Source organism: Pseudomonas sp. FP215 (assembly GCF_030687795.1).
Taxonomy (GTDB): Bacteria; Pseudomonadota; Gammaproteobacteria; order Pseudomonadales; family Pseudomonadaceae; genus Aquipseudomonas; species Aquipseudomonas salmasensis.
Window position 1 is genome coordinate 6,574,792 of sequence record NZ_CP117447.1, and the last position, 15,452, is coordinate 6,590,243.

Genomic DNA, 15,452 nt, shown 5'->3' on the forward strand with positions numbered 1-15,452 from the left:
AGGAATAAAAAATGAACATGCAATTGACCGTCGACCCTGTTGAACAGCATCTGGCCAATGGCCTCAAAGACCTCTGGTTCCCGGTATTGCCCTCGGACCTTTTGGGTGAGAAGCCGCTGTCGATACGACGCCTGGGCTACAAGATCGCCCTGTGGCGCGACAACGATGGCAGCGTTCACGCGCTGGAAGACCATTGCCCCCATCGCGGCGCCCCGCTGTCCCAAGGGCCGGTGCTGGGCGATCGCCTGCAGTGCCCGTATCACGGCGTTGAAGTGCGCTGCGACGGCACCGTCACCAAAGTACCCGGCAGCCCCGGCTGCAAACTGGAAGGCAGCCGGCCCACGCGTATGTTCCACACCCGCGAAGCCGCAGGCGCGATCTTCTTGTTCAACGCCACCGACCCGCACCTTGACGTGGCGCCGGAGCTGGTGCTGCCCGAACAATTGACCTCGCCCGAGTGGAGCAGCTTCGTCTGCTACACCGAGTGGAAAGGCGACTATCGCTACGTGATCGACAACGTCATGGACCCGATGCACGGCACCTACCTGCACAAGATGTCGCACTCGATGAGCGAAGGCGAAGCCACCGCCAAGTTCGTCACCCGCGACACCGACACCGGCTTTTTCTTCGAGAAGGAAGGCCAGCGCGGCGTGAACTTCGACTGGACCGAGTTCGTGGACAACGGCTGCCACTGGTTGCGCCTGGAAATCCCCTATCCGAAAACCGGCGGTCCCGGCGGCAACTTCACCATCATCGGCAGCTACACCCCCAGCAGTCGTTCGCTGGCCGCCGCATTTCACTGGCGCTGCCGCCCACTGACCGGCTGGCAGCGTGACACCTGGCGCTTCTTGTACAAAAACCGTCTGGAAGCGCGGCATTGGGCGGTGCTGGAACAAGATCGGGTGCTGCTGGAATTCATGGAGCCAGATGCCAATCAACGTGAAAACCTCTACCAGCACGACCTGGGCGTAGTGCGGCTGCGGCGCTACCTGAAGAACGCCGCCAAAGCCCAGCTCGAGTTGATCGACGCGAAGCAATTGCCATGAATAAAGCCGCGCTCCTCAACGCCCGCGTCCACACCCTGCGCTATGAAGCCGAAGGCATCATCAGCGTCGAACTGCGGCCTTTGGGCGATACCGTATTCGCGCCGTTCGACGCCGGCTCGCACATCGACCTGCACCTGGCCAACGGCCTGGTGCGCAGTTATTCGCTGCTCAACTCGCCCAGCGACCGTGGGCGTTATGTGGTGGGCATCCTGCGTGACCGCAACAGCCGTGGCGGGTCGGAGTATGTACACAGCCAGTTGCGGGTCGGCATGCCGCTGTCGATCTCGCCGCCGCGCAACAACTTCGAACTGGACCTGAGCGCCAGCCACAGTGTGCTGGTGGCCGGTGGCATCGGGATCACGCCGATCTACTGCATGTTCCGCCAGTTGCTGGCGCTGGGAAAATCCGCCGAGTTGATCTACTGCGCCCGCTCACGCCAGGAGGCAGCGCTGGTGGAAGCCTTGAGCGGGCTCGATGCGCGGGTGACCTACCACTTCAACGACGAAAAAAGCGTGCCGCCTGATCTTGCCGCCTACCTCGCCGGCCAACCTGCCGATACCCATCTGTACTGCTGCGGCCCGACGCCGATGCTCGACGCTTTCGAAAGTACCTGTGAGCGCCTGGGTTATCCCCATGCCCACATCGAGCGCTTTGCCGCCGCCGAACTGCCGCCCAGCGAAGACGCCCAGAGCAGCTATAGCGTTGAACTGAAAAGGTCCGGCAAAACCCTGGCGGTGGAACCTGGCTTGAGTTTGCTGGATGTGTTGTTGGAAGCGGGCTGCGACATTGATCACAGCTGCCGCGAAGGCGTGTGTGGCTCCTGTGAGACACGGGTGGTGGAAGGCGAAATCGACCACCGCGACGGGGTGCTGACCAAGGCCGAGCGGGCGGCGAACAAATCGATGATGGTGTGCGTTTCTGGCTGCAAGAGCCGACGGTTGGTGCTCGACCTCTAACCCCCCACCCCTTGTAGGAGCGAGCTTGCTCGCGAAGAACGTCCAGGCACCGCGTTATTTCAGGGTGCACGTATTACCGTTAACGTTTTTCGCGAGCAAGCTCGCTCCTACAGGATCACCCGCAAAGTGCCCGTTTCATTGGCAGCGTGCAATAAATACGCACCTATCACGGGCAACGTTGTTACCGCACTTGCGGGTTGTTTCACGGGTTATACAAACAGCTTTGTTTCCCATATAAACAACTGTTTTTGATGATGATTTTTATAAAAAACAAACTAACAGTCTGCCTGGCACACTTCCTGCTCTACTCCTGTGCATTCACTGATTAAACGGCGTTTCGCCGATAAAACAATAATAACCAACACTTAAACCCGGTAAGACCCGTTCCCTCCTTAGTTGCCTTTAAAGGCAAGCGGACGAGTGTTGCCGATCACCCGGTAGAGAGGTCTCTATGAAGCGCGTCTTGTGTGCAGGTTTGATATTTGCCAGTTTCAGCAGTTTCGCCGCAGAACCCATTCCCTCCGAGCCGGTGCGGGCCAACGCCGCCAACAAACCTTTCCCGCATATCTCCTGGCGCAGCGATAGCGGCGACAGCAGCCTGGACATCGGCGGGGCGCTGCGCACCAACTATCGCGACGAACATTGGGACACTACCGAGAATAACGGCCGGTTTCTGTTCGATACGTTCCGTCTGGATGTGCAGGCCACCTACAAGAGCCTCTACAGCGATGTCGGCTACTGGTTCCAGGATGACGGCAAGCGTTCCATTGACCGCGGGTTTGTGGGCTACCGCCTCAATGCCAACGCCAACCTGCAACTGGGGGCACCGTTCAAACCCTTCGGCCTGGAGCCTTATCCGCAATTTGGCTGGAGCTACCACCTGCCGTTTTTCATGGGCTACGCGGTGAGTGCCGGCACCGGCCTCAAATACAGCTACAAGGACCAGGACTGGGACGTGCAGCTCGGCTATTTCCCACGCATGCTGCCCAGCGACCTGCGTTACTCACCGGAAGTGGGGCGTTACGCCGATTTGAATGACAACGCGATTGCCTTCACCCAGTCGCGCCAGGACAACGAGAAGCGCAACCAATTCAACGCCCGCGTGGCGCGCACCTTCAACAACGAGGGCTGGAAGACCGAAGTCGGCGCCTCGCTCGCCACCGCCCAACTGTACAACGCCACCACCAAAGACAATGGCGACTACTGGGCCGCCGGCGTGCACGCCATCATCAGCAAGGGCCTGTGGACCGTCACCACCCAAGCCATCCGCTACGAATACGACCCCGAAAACCCGAGCGGCGTGAGCAACGACTCGGTGCTGATGGGCGGCAACGGCCTCACGCCTGCGTACCTGATCGCGTCCAAGGCCAGCCTGGCCTCGCTCAACGTCGGCTACGACATCCACACGCCCCGGCTGGGGCAATTGAAGAAGATCAAGCTGTACAGCGATTACAGCCGAATGATGAAAGACAAAAGCGCCTGGGACGACTCGCAGATGTTCACCGTGGGCGCGCAGTTCCTGGCGATGCCAGTGATGGCCTGGGTCGATCTCACGTGGGCGCGTAACGCCAATCCCTATGGTGGTGCGGAGAATGGCAGCGGCTTTACCAGCACCAATTCGGTGGGTAGCAACGACTGGTATTACCGCACCAACGTCAACATCGGTTACTACTTCTGATATCGCCCCCCCTGTGGGAGCGGGCTTGCTCGCGAATGCGCCATACCAGCCACTGCATGCGTTGACTGACCCACCGCCTTCGCGAGCAAGCCCGCTCCCACAGGGGGCGGCCTCATTATCAATCACCCACTACTTCAGTTTCAGCAATACGCCCACGATAATAATCCAGCTAAAACCAACGATTTTCATCGCTGCATCAATGAACAAAAGACGTTTCAGGTAGGGCGGAAAGTTTTCAAGATCAACAGGGTTTACATCTCCAGTTCGGATATACGCTTTTGACCATGTGACCATTCCTGCGATTTTCGCTATTTCCAAAAGAGACCAAATCACGCCCCGTCTCCCCAAACTTGGCCCCCATAGATAAATGTAGCGGCTATTCTTCAGGGCTTCCTTCATGGCATCCAAGTGACGGTGGCTCAGGTAAAGGGTGTATGCAGTGCTCACAACCCCAAGAATAATTGGCCCCCCAGTCACAAATATCGCAACCCAAGGTGACCAAGTGTCGATACTGGTCATGGTTGAGAAACCTCATAAATTTTATCTCCCAAATACTCGCCCCCTCCACCCTGACAGATGAAATGACCTACGCTCATTTTCTTGCCTCTTACCCATGGTTTTTTGCCCTGATTTCCTGCTCATCTCGATAAGAAAACTGACGCGTGGCGCGTTCTAATCGAGGTAAACGAGTCAGGAAAAGTCAGTGGCAAGCCAAACTTTGGAGAGGGATTTACTTAGGGTAAAGTCAGACGATTCCGTGTTCTTAGTCGTATAAATCTGCGATTTCAATGACGACAGCAGGCACCTGATGTCACCCACCAGCGGCCAATTTTTTTGGGCGCGTGGTTACTCAAGGCTGGAGTCGGCTGGTACCTCGTCAATCAAAGGCGAGCGCCATCGGTGGCCAGGGAACTTGCTCTCGCTGGGGCCTCAGGGGAGACAACGCCAGTGGGGATGAGCATTGCTACAGCCCCCCCTGGACTGTGACTTTATCCCGTTGAACACTGGCTGGCTGTTGACCGTTAGGGGGCTGTCAGTTTGAAACAGTTGGCTGTTGACCTATCTGAGCTTTATCAGCACCGCAGCCATTACCGCCCAAGCCACACCAGTGAACAACATTGTCGTTAGGATAATCAGACGGCGTTTTAGCTGAGGCGGGAAGTTTTTCAGATCGACAGGATCCAGTTCTCCGTTAATGATCGCTGCCTTGGGCCACACTATCATTCCGGCGATCTTTGCCATCTCGTAGAGGGACCAAATCAAGCCACGCTTCCCTAGGCTCGGCCCCCAAAGGTAAATGTAACGGCTGTTTTTCAGGGCCTCTTTTATAGCCTCCAGATGGTGGTGGGTCATGTACAAGCTGTATGAAAGGCCGACGATGGCCAGCAGAGTTGGACCTCCAACAAAAATCAGCGCAACCCACGTTGGCCAGGTATCGATACTGGTCATGGCTGAGTAACCTCGTAAATTAACTCGCCCATGTATTCGCCCCCCAATCCACCGACTGTCGTACCGGCCCATGTACTACCCCCTACTACAGCTGCTACACAGACAACGCCCCCAATACCTCCGGTGGCTACGCCAATCGCCAAGCAGATCGAACCGCTGGCAGACGCAGCCGCCGCCCCACTGAAAGCGCCAATGAACGTTGAACTGATGAATTTTCCTCCCTCAGTAAACTTGACCTTCCTGCAAGCCGCTCCAGAATCAGCCTTACACACCTGATCAATAGCCAGCAACGAAGACACTCCGCCAAGACCAATACCGATGTAACCACCTGCCTTCATATACTTGGTAGCCCGACTCGTCGCCTCCACATGAGCCGCATACCCCGGAATCTGCCCCGGCCCACCCGCCTTGTCCCAGTGATGTACCAAGCTGCGACTGGATATACCCAGGGCCGTTTTCAACTTGGGGTGATCGCCCAAGGTTGTCTGGCCGCGCAGGCGCGTGGAGTTGAGCAGATGAGCATCCAACTGGCTCATCAACCGCTGGCGATCAGCAAAGAACTGCGATGACCTAAGGTGCCCGTGCTGCCGATAGCTGTCCTGATGCAGGCGTTCCATGGCCTGGAGCGTTTCGCGCAGATTGCTCAGGTGTTTTTCCATCACCACCGCACTGACGCCGAGCCAGGTTGAGGTTTGGCCGATGAAACCGGCGATCTCTGCACCGTGGCGATACAGAAAGTCAGCCTCGTCCGGCGTCAGTTCGTCCAGTGATGCGCTGACGTGTTGCGCGGCCTGCATCAACTGAGCTTCTTCATACGTGCAGGAGGTGTTTTTCGGATCGCTGAGCACGATCATCGAACCAGCTTTGACGTGGCCTGTGTTGGGATTCAGCGATTGAAACTTGCGCATTACAGCCGGGTCGAGCGTCGGAAAAAGTGTGGCTTCCAGCGCCTCGCGGCTCATGCTTTTGGGCACGATGTAAAAACCTGGTTCTTCGCCTATTAGCGCTTTAAATGCGGCAAATGCGGATTGGGGCGACTCACTTGGCGAGGTGGAGGTGCGTTGAGAGGACGCTGCCCAGTGGGTTACTGGCTGGACCGGCTCAGCGGCCAGTCTGTTGGCGCTTACGACCGAGCCACCTCTGCCGTGGTACTCGCCGAATAACGCCAAAGGAATCAGCTCGGCTTTACAGGGACAGCCGCTGTAACTATCCACCGTACCGGCAACAAGCCGGCCATTGCTCTCCATGAAGGAAATGCCGCCGATGATCTTGTACGTTTGCCCATCCTTGCCGCAGGTAACTGGGTCACCTTCGCAGGCACGAAGACGGCCATTCATGTGGGTTGTTTGATCTACGCCCAGCACTTCCCCGCCGCAACTGGTTTTGTCACCTTGACAGATGAAATGACCTACGCTCATTTTTTCGCCTCTTATCCGTGTTTTTTTAGCCGTGCTTTCCTGCTCGTCTCGATAAGAAAACTGACGCGTGGCGCCTTTAAATCGAGGTAAACGAGTAAGGAAAAGTCACGTAGCAAGCCAAACTCTGGAGAGGGATTTACTTAGGGTAAAGTCAGACGATTCCGTGAGTTTCGTCGTATAAATCTGATGTACCTACGGCGCCCGATGCCGTGCACCGGGCGCGTATTACTTGCCACTAACGCTCCAAACACAGTCGTCAAATGGCTGTTGTGGCGAGGGAGCAAGCACCCTCGCCACAGGTAAGCTATTTATCGCCTCCAGCGCGCCTTTTCCGATTGACCGTTCCTCGGTCAATTGCACCCCTTGCAGACGGCTGGCGCGCACCTAGGTATAGTGCCGCCCCTCTTCGCGTCTGCGGCCGTCGGTAACGAGGCCCGGGAACCACGCGAAAGCGCATGAATAACAACACCCGCAAAAGGATGGGGATCGAGCGTCGTGCACTGCCTGGTGCCGAGCGATGCGTCGGACCGTCCTGCGTTTGCCATTAGAAAAATCAGCGAGGAACACTCCATGCTCGAAGTCATCAACGACTTCCTCTCAGGGAAAGTACTGATCGTGCTCATAGTCGGGCTCGGCGGTTATTTCACGATCCGCTCGCGTTTCGTGCAATTGCGTCACTTTTTCCACATGTTCTCGGTGTTTAAAGACAGCCTCAAGAGCAGCGCCGGCCAACTCAGCTCGTTCCAGGCGCTGATGCTCAGCCTGGCGGGCCGCGTGGGTGCCGGTAACATCGCCGGTGTCGGCATTGCCGTGACCCTGGGTGGCCCGGGTGCCGTGTTCTGGATGTGGGTCACCGCGCTGGTGGGCATGTCGTCGAGCTTTATCGAGTGCTCCCTCGGCCAGTTGTACAAGCGCACCGACGCTGAAGGCACCTACCGTGGCGGCCCGGCGTATTACATCCAGCACGGCCTGCACAAGCGCTGGCTGGGGATGGTCATGGCGTTCCTGCTGCTGGTGACCTTCGGCTTTGCCTTCAACGGCCTGCAAGCCCACGCTGTGACCCACTCGCTGAACAACGCTTTTGGCCTCGACACCACCTACACCGGCCTTGCCCTGGCGGTGTTGCTGGGCCTGGTGTTCATCGGCGGGATCAAGCGTATCGCCTCGATCGCCGACCTGCTGGTGCCGGTCAAGACCTTGGTCTACATCGCCGTGACCCTGTACGTGATCGTGCTGCAATTCGACCACGTACCGGCCATGCTCGCGACCATCGTCAAGAGCGCCTTCGGCCTCGACCAAGCCTTCGGTGGCCTGGTGGGCAGTGCGATCATCATGGGTGTGAAGCGCGGCGTGTTCGCCAACGAAGCAGGCCTGGGCAGTGCGCCTAACGTGGCGGCAGTGGCGTCGGTGGAACACCCGATCGCCCAGGGCGTAGTGCAAGCGTTCAGTGTGTTCCTCGATACGTTCGTGATCTGCACCTGCACGGCGTTGCTGATCCTGCTGTCCGGTTTCTACACCCCAGGCTTTGAAGGCGACGGCATTGCCCTGACCCAGAACTCCCTGGCGGCGGTAGTGGGTGACTGGGGCCGCATGTTCATCTCCGTGGCCCTAGCGTTGTTCGTGTTCACCTCGATCATGTACAACTACTACCTGGGCGAGAGCAACCTGCGCTTTCTGGTGGGCAACAACCGCAAGGTGCTGATGGGTTATCGCGCCCTGGTGCTGGTGCTGATTTTCTGGGGTTCCATCGAGAACCTGAGCACGGTGTTCGCCTTCGCCGACATCACCATGACCATGCTCGCGTTCGTCAACCTGTTCGCCCTGGCGTTCCTGTTCAAGATTGCCATGCGCATCCTCAACGACTACGACAACCAGCGCGCGGCGGGCATCAAGACCCCGGTGTTCGATTCCAGCCAGTTCCCCGACCTGGACCTGGACCGCAAGGCCTGGCCGGCCAACCCGGTGAAAACCGAGGCGGCCCCGGCAGCAGAACTGAGCGCTCAAGCGCAACGTTAATCACAGCTAGATGACACGCCGCCCGGCCTTGGGCATGCTCTGGGCCCGGCGGCGTTTTTCGTTCAGGAGATTTTCGATGCAATCAGCTAACAACGTGATGGTGCTCTACACCGGCGGCACCATTGGCATGCAGGCCAGCGCCAATGGCCTGGCGCCCGCGTCTGGTTTTGAAGTGCGCATGCGTGAACAGTTTGCGGGCGCAGACCTGCCCGCGTGGCGCTTCCAGGAAATGTCGCCACTGATCGACAGCGCCAACATGAACCCTGCCTACTGGCAACGCCTGCGCAGCGCCGTGGTCGAGGCGGTAGATGCCGGCTGCGACGCCGTGCTGATCCTGCACGGCACCGACACCCTGGCCTACAGCGCGGCGGCCATGAGCTTCCAACTGCTGGGCCTGCCGGTGCCGGTGGTGTTCACCGGCTCGATGCTGCCAGCCGGTGTGCCCGACAGCGATGCCTGGGAAAACGTCAGCGGTGCGTTGACGGCCTTGGGCGAAGGGTTGAAGCCGGGTGTGCACCTGTACTTCCACGGCGCGTTGATGGCGCCGACCCGCTGCGCGAAGATTCGCAGTTTTGGGCGCAACCCGTTCGCAGCCTTGCAACGCCAGGACGACTTCGCCCGTGCCGACTCCCTGCCGGCAGCGCTGGATTACCGCCAGCCCAAAGCCTTGGCGAACGTCGGCGTACTGCCGCTGATACCCGGTTTCGAGGCTGCACAGCTGGACGCAATCATCGGCAGCGGCATTCAGGGCTTGGTGCTGGAGTGCTTCGGCAGCGGCACCGGGCCGAGCGATAACCCGCAATTCCTCGCCAGCTTGCAGCGTGCGCAGGATCAAGGGGTGGTGGTGGTCGCCATCACTCAGTGCCATGAAGGCGGTGTGGAGCTGGATGTCTACGAGGCCGGCAGCCGCTTGCGGGGCGCCGGCGTGTTGTCCGGCGGTGGGATGACCCGCGAAGCCGCGTTCGGCAAGTTGCACGCCTTGCTCGGTGCCGGCCTTGCCGTGGAGCAAGTGCGGCGCCTGGTAGAGCTGGACCTGCATACCCAGCCAGCTTGAACGCTTAAGACAGCCCTACATAAGCACTGCAATTCCCTGCTTGCCGATACCTAACATGGAATACCCGAGCCTGCGCTCGGCTTTTCCATTGATCGGCAAGACAGGGATGCCCGCATGACGACCTCCAGTTCCACACCCTCGCAGCAAACGCCTCCAGACACTGAAACACACAAACTGGCCACTCAACTGTCCGTCGGACCTTCGTTCCGGGAAGCGGCTCGCGAACTGCTGCGCCAGTCTTTGCTGGAGAAATACCCCGACCTGGACATCGACCCGGCCATGACACTAATGGGCACTTCCACCTGGGAGCTCATCGATGACCAGATCGTGCCGGGGCCAACACATTATGAAACCCTGAGCAGCATCCTGGCCCGGCAGGCCATCCTCAAAGTGCCGACGCTGTGCGTCGAGGGCAATCACTTCCTGACCCTGAAGCCGGTAACCGACCCCCCGCTTCATTTGCCAGTGCGTATTGTCGAAGTCGCCAACCTGATCAACACCCTGGCGCCGGTGGTCTACCGAGCCTTTCAGGAACAGCTGGTAACGTTCTGGAACCAAAGCAACGGCAATGGTCCTCGCTGGCAAACACTTACCCAGAGCCTGCGCGGAGCCTGGAATGTGCAACACGTCGATGCCTGGACCGACGAAGACTGCACGATGGCCCGCACGCTGTTCCATGCACCCACCCGCTCCGCTCGCCAAGACAAAAATCGTTATAGCAGCCGCGCTTACCTGATTGATGCCGACCTAGTCAAAGGTTCCAAGACGCAGCACACCGACCAAGTGTTCATGACCGTGCTGGAGGGCAAACTCGAAGACAAAACGCTGATCCTCTGTTACTCACCCTTCAAGGGATACGAGAAATACGACACCTACCAACAGCTAGGCGATTCGTTGAAGGATCACCTGGAGCAACCCGAGGCCTTTGATCGCCTGGAGTGGCGCCTTTATGAACCCGACGGCGATTTTTTCGAACACGCAGCCTGCAAGCTGATCGCCCTGCAGCTTGAGACCGTGGAAGGTCTCAAAACCAGTGATGGCAAACAGCCCAGCACCCAACAGTCGCCCCTGCTCACACTCCCGACGCCTGCCGAAAAATCGGTTGCCAAGGGCCCGGGGCCGGGCTGGTATCAAACCCTGCTGCCAGACTGGCTGACCGATGCCTCTGCCAGCGATCAATCACTCTATGCACGCCACCTCAAGGACTTGGCCGCGCTCAATAGCCTGAATGCCGGCAAGACCTATGAGGACGGTATTCCCAGCATTCATCAATTCGCCTTGGACCAGTTGAAAACCGAGCTGCTCAAGGACCACCCGACCCTGCAACACCTGAAGCTCGACAAGCTGAAAATCCAGGTCAAGAGCCTGGTGGTGTGGGGCCTTTTCACCGTGCCAGGGCAGTACGAAACCACCACGTTCAGCCTTGCCGAACTGGCCCTGCAAAACCTGATTGCACTGCCCACCGGTAATAAAACGTTGCTGAGCGACGTCGGCCACTCCATACCGAATCAGATCACCGTGGCTTACCTTGAGACACTGATCAGCCGCTGTAATATCGGTGCCACCTACCCAAAACTGATCCGCAGCAAACTGCTGGATGACTCGGCTGAGGCCTCACGTCGCAAAAAACTGTACCGCGATCACCTGCGAGTCCAGCTGCCGATGTTGGCCTTGCAGCACAAGATCCGCCGCATTGGCGGGATTGACGAGCGCGGCTACCGCTACGTCGTAGCTGTGATGCAGGACGAAAGCGGCGACCAATACGTCGACGGCAAAGCCATCGTGATACGACGCCTGAGCTTCAACCCCAAGCGCCGGCTCATCAACAGCAACGATGATGTCACCAACATGTACATCATCGGCCCAGAAAATGCGCAAGACGGCCCTTGCGTGCTGTACCGCCCGTTGTTTGAACCCGCGTTGCTGCAATATCCATCACCGGCGAACTTACTGTATGCCATCAGCCAGTCGCGCACTTTGCGAGACTCGGTGGTTACCTGGCTACCGGACTCGGTGCGTCACCACTACACCAATTATGTCTTTACCAGTCATTGGCCTTCGCCATGGCTTGTCGCCGAGTTTCTGGTCAACCCCAGCGATCTATGGACCTATAGCGGCCCCGTGAATCTTGGTGAGGAGGTGCTCAATGGGGATAGGTTCAAGACACTGTTCGATAGCAATGCCAATGCGCTGGTTGAACTGGCGGACCGCCAGTCGGTATCGAATGCCGAACGCCGCTGGGACACGTTGAAGCAAGCCGGTTGGGTGCTCTTCAACGCGGCCCTGCCCTTTATGGGACGCGTGGCAAGCACTAGCGCATGGATCTGGCAAATCGTCGAACAACTGGATACCTTTGCCCAGGCCCATGAGGAAGGCGATAAACCCGCACAATGGTCGGCGCTGACCGACGTGCTGCTTAACCTGGGCATGGCGATCACCTTGCACAGCGCCCAGCGCAGCAGACCTAAGTTCGAACCGGCCAGGATCGAGCCCACCAAGGTCAAGACGACCGAGCTTGCGCCTGAAACGCCAGGCCCCTCCAGCACGATAAGCTTCACCGTCGAGCAACTGCCTGAGCGCACCTCTCTGGCACCGCCTCCCGATCACGAGATCGCGCTGAACACGAGCGGCGCAATCAACCGCACGCCAGCGCTGGAAACCTCGATGCTTGAAGGCTTTAAAATAGAAAAACCCGATGACCTCGGCTCCGTGATAGACCAGCCGGCTGCTGACCAATACCTGTATCAGTTGGGTGAGCAGCACTACGCTCCCGTCGGCAAAAACTGGTTCATGGTGAAAGTGGACGATGATAAAAACATCGTTGTCATTGACCCCAACCAGACCCACCGCATCGGGCCCATGCTGGTTCACAACGCCCAGGGTCAATGGTCCGTCGATCATCGGATACGCCTGCGTAAATCCAGTACCGATCGGTTGAAAAATACCGCCAAGGACCTGGCAATCAGCGAAGCCGACGCATCGCGCAGGAAATTGAAAGCGTTTGAAACCGCAAAAAAAAACCAGCAGAACCTACTGCAAGAAACCCGCAAAGCAATGGACGAGGCCCCCAGTACCAGTTCCCAAGCCAAACGCCAGGCCTACCTGGACACGCTCAATCGCCAATCAGAAGACTACGAAAAAGCACGCCAACACTTGCTGACCATGGCCGTCTTCACCTCGGAGCCTGAATTCCAGATAAAAGCCATTGGTTACCTACAGGCTCAACTGGAACTCAATGAAGCGGGGGTAAACGAAGAGCTCATCACCTTTGCGCCAAAACTCTCGCCTGTCCTGGACCAGCTCCCAACCCATGCACCGTCACCTCATACCAGCGATATCGCCGACCACCAACAGGTCGTCGAGATGAGCGACAGCATGATCAAGCGCCTGGATTACGCTCAATCACGCTTCACCGAGCTGCGCAAATTCGGCCCGGCCGGATTCGACGTGATCAGAGAGCGCCAGCGCAAACTGCCCAGCTATACGAGCGACGATCTCAGGGCCCTGCAGGTGACGTTGGCCCGTCACTTGTGCCTGGCCCCTGAATCCCTCACCACCGAACCCCAGGCCTGGGAGTTGCTCAACGACACGCTCGACAGCGCCGACGTTGCAGTACAGACCCTGCGTGACACCCTGGATGAGCGAAGCGAATATCGCCTGGACGAGCGTATTGACGCCTTGAGCAACCTGGTGGAGCAATTCAAGTTCATCGATGAACGCTTGCAGGACCTTTCTCAAGAGTTCTCCGAGCAGATCCAGGCCCAACCCTTGAAACGCCTGAGCCAATCGCTGCAAGGGTTCGCCAATCGCGCCAAGGCGGCACTTGTCCCGCTGCACGAGGAACAGAACCTGAAGCGCATCAAGCCCACCCCTCCTCCTACGCCGCCCAGGCCGCTGAAGAGGTTTATCCAGACACGCTACAACGGCGTGCTGATTGGCGAACCCCGCTTGGACCCGATAGGGACCGTATCAAAGTTCGTTGATATCAAGTCCCCGATAACCGGCCAGGTCCTGGCTACCTTTCATGAGAAGACCCCTGGCATGTGGGTCGAGCACATCGAAACGTCCCCGGCACAGGCCACATCTACAGCGCTCACGCTCCACGACGCCACCACCGCGGGCGAAAAATTACTCGCCCAATTGCCGAAGTTTCAAGAACGCGCCAGCCAACAAGCCGACGATCCCACGCGCACAGCCATCGGCATCGAGCACATGTTTCACCAGCACGCCTGGTTGCTCGAACGCAGCAAGCAAGATATCGACGAGGCATTGATCAAAGCCAAAGTCACGGCGCAAACCAAGCAGTCCAGCGCAGACCTGCGCAGAAGACTCAAAGCCGCCACAAAAGCACTTTACGAACGGGCCACTGAAACCGTGGCCAAGCTCATCAAGCGACAGCCTCCGACCATTGCCCATGTCGATTGGCTCATTAACCACCGCGAAATTGCGATCAAAAAGATCATGACCCGCCAGCCCCTCAAGGGAGCCACTTGGAGCTATCAAGATGAGTATGCGGTCATTGATCTGTCTACCAGCAAACCTCTCTGGTATGCGCATTTCCAATACTCGAGCGCCCACGCTTCACTCAATAGATTTCTTCACGCACGACTCAAAACCCCAGCAGAACAACAGCTCAAAGAGGTGGCTGACACGCTCACCGGCTTAACCGCAGAGCAACAGCTCGACTACTACCGCAGTTCCATCAACCTGACCCAAGCCCAGCGCTTGTTTTTCCCGCCAGAGGTCTATTGACGGCGCACTCGCGCAACGGCACATAACTTGCTCCAGCCTGACAAACCCAGGCTGGACTCCATCATGCTGCATTCACACCTGACCACCCTCAATGCGGTCTCGCTGATCCTGGAGACGTTCAAGCCCGACGGCATACCCAGCCAGACCCTGCTGGCTGGCAGTGGCATCGCCAGTGCCGACCTGAGCCGCGCCGACACGCGTATTACCACTCATCAGGAAATGCGTGTATGCGCCAATGCCGTGGCGTTGCGTCGGGACATCGGCCTGGAACTGGGCCGGCGCATGCATGTGTCGTCCTACGGCATGCTCGGTTATGCGCTACTCACCAGTGCCACCTTCGGTGACGCTTTGCGCCTGGCCCTGCGCTACCCGGCGCTGTTGGGAACACTTTTTGAACTGAGCCTGGAAGAGGACGACCAGCGCGTCTGGTTCCGCGCCAGCGACTATCGCGAAGACCCAGCCCTGCGCGCCTTCAATGTCGAGTTCTGCCTGCTCTCGCTGAAAGTCATCTGCGACGACCTGCTCGGCCAGCCGTTGCCATTGCTCGGTGCACGCTTTGAATACCCCGCGCCCGACTATCGAGCACGCTACGCCGAACGCTTCGACTGCCCGCTGCAATTTGGCGCCCCGATTAATGCTTTTGCCTTCGACCGTGACTGGCTCAACCAGCCCCTGCCGCTGGCCGATGCCGTCACCCACTGCGCCATGGTGGAACGCTGCCGTCGGCAGAACGCCGAGTTCACCGGTCGCCAGGCCTGGCTGGGGCGCGTGCGCCTGTTACTGGCCGCGCAATTAAATGCCGCTCCGGGCCTGGATGGACTGGCAGGGCAAATGAACTGTTCGGCACGCACCCTGCGCCGGCATTTGCATGATCTGGGGTGCAGCTATCAGGAGTTGCTCGACGAGCTACGCTTCGAACGCGCCAAGCAGTTACTGGGGGAGGATGAACTGCCGATCTACCGCATCGCCGAACAACTGGGCTTCAGCGAGACCGCCAGCTTCAGGCATGCGTTCGTGCGCTGGAGCGGTGTGGCGCCGAGTCAGTTCAGGCCCTAGCAAGGGGCGAATAGCGGACAAACACAT

At 58.5% G+C, this 15,452-nt stretch carries 10 protein-coding genes; 7 read left to right on the forward strand and 3 right to left on the reverse strand.

Translation table 11 applies throughout. The features are described from left to right. The first annotated feature begins 11 nt into the window (after positions 1-11). The 3 genes from PSH76_RS29990 (at position 12) to PSH76_RS30000 (ending at position 3,680) form a co-directional block, all read left to right on the forward strand. Positions 12-1,046: an aromatic ring-hydroxylating dioxygenase subunit alpha gene (locus tag PSH76_RS29990; RefSeq protein ID WP_003195686.1), complete on the forward strand. Its 1,035-nt coding sequence runs from the start codon at positions 12-14 to the stop codon at positions 1,044-1,046. Then, entirely contained in the window at positions 1,043-2,002 is a 960-nt protein-coding gene (locus tag PSH76_RS29995; RefSeq protein ID WP_278915037.1) for a PDR/VanB family oxidoreductase, read from the forward strand. Before PSH76_RS29990 ends, PSH76_RS29995 begins: the two co-directional genes overlap by 4 nt. Before the next feature lie 451 nt (positions 2,003-2,453). Next, positions 2,454-3,680, forward strand: a complete 1,227-nt coding sequence (locus PSH76_RS30000) for a hypothetical protein (RefSeq protein WP_305493369.1) — start codon at positions 2,454-2,456, stop codon at positions 3,678-3,680. Positions 3,681-3,809: 129 nt separating this feature from the next. Here the strand turns inward: PSH76_RS30000 and PSH76_RS30005 are convergent, their stop codons facing one another. The 3 genes from PSH76_RS30005 to PSH76_RS30015 form a co-directional block, all read right to left on the reverse strand. Next, the gene (locus PSH76_RS30005) at positions 3,810-4,199 is read right to left on the reverse strand and encodes a hypothetical protein (protein ID WP_032894468.1); all 390 of its coding nucleotides are present in this window, start codon (positions 4,197-4,199) and stop codon (positions 3,810-3,812) included. A 540-nt stretch (positions 4,200-4,739) separates the two neighbouring features. After that, complete coding sequence (locus tag PSH76_RS30010) at positions 4,740-5,129, reverse strand: hypothetical protein (protein ID WP_098950016.1); 390 nt, start codon at positions 5,127-5,129, stop codon at positions 4,740-4,742. Continuing rightward, the gene (locus PSH76_RS30015; RefSeq protein ID WP_305493370.1) at positions 5,126-6,547 is read right to left on the reverse strand and encodes a PAAR domain-containing protein; all 1,422 of its coding nucleotides are present in this window, start codon (positions 6,545-6,547) and stop codon (positions 5,126-5,128) included. Before PSH76_RS30015 ends, PSH76_RS30010 begins: the two co-directional genes overlap by 4 nt. Positions 6,548-7,117: 570 nt before the next feature. On the opposite strand from PSH76_RS30015, the gene PSH76_RS30020 reads away from it, so the two are divergent. From PSH76_RS30020 to PSH76_RS30035, 4 genes are all read left to right on the forward strand, one after another. Beyond that, complete coding sequence (locus PSH76_RS30020) at positions 7,118-8,563, forward strand: sodium:alanine symporter family protein (protein WP_034129133.1); 1,446 nt, start codon at positions 7,118-7,120, stop codon at positions 8,561-8,563. Positions 8,564-8,639: 76 nt separating this feature from the next. Then, positions 8,640-9,617 carry an asparaginase gene (locus PSH76_RS30025; protein ID WP_069556857.1) on the forward strand — a complete coding sequence of 326 codons (978 nt, stop codon included), beginning with the start codon at positions 8,640-8,642 and terminating at the stop codon, positions 9,615-9,617. A gap of 114 nt (positions 9,618-9,731) precedes the next feature. Further along, positions 9,732-14,369, forward strand: a complete 4,638-nt coding sequence (locus PSH76_RS30030; RefSeq protein ID WP_305493371.1) for a hypothetical protein — start codon at positions 9,732-9,734, stop codon at positions 14,367-14,369. 63 nt (positions 14,370-14,432) lie between these two features. Further along, complete coding sequence (locus PSH76_RS30035; protein WP_278915024.1) at positions 14,433-15,425, forward strand: AraC family transcriptional regulator; 993 nt, start codon at positions 14,433-14,435, stop codon at positions 15,423-15,425. The last annotated feature ends 27 nt before the right edge of the window (positions 15,426-15,452 follow it).